This is a genomic window from Bradyrhizobium sp. (assembly GCF_019244115.1).
Classification (GTDB): Bacteria; Pseudomonadota; Alphaproteobacteria; order Rhizobiales; family Xanthobacteraceae; genus Bradyrhizobium.
On record NZ_JAFATE010000440.1, the window covers coordinates 1 to 2,721 of the forward strand.

Annotated in this window: 3 protein-coding genes; all 3 read left to right on the plus strand. The window is 61.6% G+C overall.

Annotation, left to right across the window (positions count from 1 at the left end; genetic code table 11):
- Nucleotides 1-187 (plus strand): carbohydrate porin (locus JOZ76_RS19405; protein WP_291700900.1); only part of this gene is annotated, 187 nt, incomplete at its 5' end.
- A gap of 24 nt (nt 188-211) precedes the next feature.
- On the plus strand, nt 212-1,945 hold the full coding sequence (locus JOZ76_RS19410) for an ABC transporter permease (protein WP_291700902.1): 1,734 nt from the start codon (nt 212-214) through the stop codon (nt 1,943-1,945).
- A gap of 14 nt (nt 1,946-1,959) precedes the next feature.
- Nucleotides 1,960-2,721, plus strand: a 762-nt coding sequence (locus JOZ76_RS19415; protein ID WP_291700904.1) for an ABC transporter ATP-binding protein, incomplete at its 3' end; no start/stop codon positions are given.

Genomic DNA, 2,721 nt, shown 5'->3' on the forward strand with positions numbered 1-2,721 from the left:
CGGCATCCTGGTGGGTGACGGACAGCTGCCGCATCCGGGCAACGAGGGGATTTTCGAGGCCTACTACAACTTCCCCTGGTTTGCCTCGAAGATCACCCTCGATTATCAACTGATCGTCAATCCAGCCTATAACCGCGACCGAGGTCCGGCTTCAGTGTTCGGTGTTCGCGTGCATACGCAATATTAGGCCTGCTGACACGGAGCCCTTCCCATGACGCTACAGGATCTTCGCATCGCCGTGCTGACCCGAGCGCCGCGGCCCAATATCTGGGATCTCGTGGCGCTGATTCTCGTGATCGGCGCAATGGTACTGATCGTCTATGGTGGAGAGCAGACCACGCTGCCTTTGTCCGCGATTGAGACCACGCCGGTCTCGCTCGACCCGGCCAACCTTCCGCTTTATGCGCTGCGCACCACAATGCGGATGCTGCTCGCGATCATCTGCTCGACCATCTTCACCTTTGTCTATTCCGCGATCGCCGCGAAAAGCCGGCGCGCGGAGATGGTCATGATTCCGTTGCTCGACATTCTCCAATCCGTGCCGATCCTCGGCTTTCTGACTTTCACAGTCGTTTTCTTTCTCAATCTGTTTCCGGGAAACGTGCTCGGCGCCGAGCTTGCCTGTGTGTTCGCGATCTTCACGAGCCAAGCCTGGAACATGACCTTCAGCATGTACCAGTCGATCTGCAGCGTGCCGAAGGATCTGGAGGAAGCAACCCAAAGCTTCCACTTGAGCGGCTGGCAGCGCTTCTGGCGGCTGGATGTTCCTTTCGCTATGCCTGGGCTGATCTGGAATGCGATGATGTCGATGTCGGGCGGCTGGTTCTTTGTCGTAGCCTCCGAGGCGATCACGGTCGGAAACACCACGGTCACCTTGCCCGGCGTCGGCTCCTATGTGGCGCTTGCGATCGAGAAGCGCGACCTTGCCGCGATCGGCTATGCCATCTTGACCATGCTCTTGGTCATCATCGCCTACGACCAATTGCTGTTTCGCCCGATCGTGGCGTGGGCGGACAAATTCCGCTTCGAGCAGACCGCCTCCAGCGTGGCGCCGACATCCTGGATGCTGGATCTGTTTCGGCGGACGCGCGCGCTGCGCGCGTTGACGTATCCGCTTGTTGCGACGAACAAGGCGATTTCGACCCTGCGGATCGCTCTTCCGGTTGGCCTGCGGCCGTCCCCAAAGTACGCCCCGCCCTCACGCGTGATCGACGCGCTCTGGTATGCCCTGATCGCCGCCGGCACCGGCTATGCTGCATGGCGGGCCTATCACTACCTATCAGCTAATTTGGGTGCCTCGGACGTCTATGACGCGATCGGGGATGGGCTCGTGACCCTGTTGCGGGTCGTCGTGCTGATTGCGCTCGCGACGCTGATCTGGGTGCCGGTTGGCGTCTGGATCGGGCTACGGCCGAAGATTGCCGAACGTGTTCAGCCGCTCGCACAATTTCTCGCAGCCTTCCCAGCCAATCTCGCCTTTCCGATCTTCGTGGTGCTGATCGTGCGCTATAACCTCAGCGCGAATATCTGGCTCAGCCCCCTGATGATCCTTGGCACTCAGTGGTACATCCTCTTCAACGTCATCGCCGGGGCCAGCGCCTTTCCGGGCGATCTGCGGGAAGCAGCTGCAAGCTTCCATCTCAAGGGATGGCGATGGTGGATGAAGGTGATCCTTCCAGGTATCTTCCCCTACTACGTCACCGGCGCCGTGACCGCCTCCGGGGGATCGTGGAACGCCTCGATTGTCGCGGAGGTGGCGAGCTGGGGCGACACGCGTCTGTCCGCGACGGGGCTCGGGGCCTACATCGCGAAGGCCACCGAAGCTGGCGACTTCCCGCGCGTCGTGCTCGGGATCGCGGTCATGTGCATCATGGTGACGCTGTTCAACCGGCTGCTCTGGCGGCCGCTCTATGCCTTTGGCGAACGCCGCCTTCGCCTCGGCTGAACTGTGAGGGATACATGCTCGACCCAGCGAAGCAGCCCGTTCTGATCGACATTCGCAACGTCTGCCGGTCCTTTCCGAAAGGCAGCGGCGAGGATCTGCTGGTGCTTGAGAATGTGGACCTGACGATTCGCTCCGGCGAGATGGTCGGGCTACTCGGCCGCTCCGGATCGGGCAAATCGACGCTGCTGCGCATCATCGCCGGCTTGATCGCGCCGTCGTCGGGCGATGCCAAGTGCCGCGGCAAAGCCATCGATGGGCCCCCGAATGGCGTAGCCATGGTGTTTCAATCGTTCGCGCTGTTTCCCTGGCTCACCGTGCTGCAGAACGTCGAGCTGGGATTGGAAGCGCTTGGCGTTGATGCGGCAGAGCGGCGCAAGCGCGCGCTGGCTGCGATCGACCTGATTGGTCTCGACGGATTCGAGTCTGCCTTCCCGAAAGAGTTATCGGGCGGCATGCGGCAGCGCGTCGGCTTCGCGCGGGCGCTGGTCGTGCATCCCGACCTGCTCCTTATGGACGAGCCGTTTTCGGCTCTCGATGTGCTGACTGCGGAAACACTGCGCACCGACCTGATCGATCTCTGGATCGAGGGTCGGCTGCCGATCAAGTCGGTGCTGATGGTGACCCACAACATCGAGGAGGCGGTGCTGATGTGCGACCGCATCCTGGTATTTTCGTCGAACCCGGGCCGGGTGGCGGCAGAGTTCAAGGTCGACCTGCCGCATCCGCGCAACCGCCTCGATCCAGCGTTCCGGCAGCTGGTCGATCAACTCTATGGG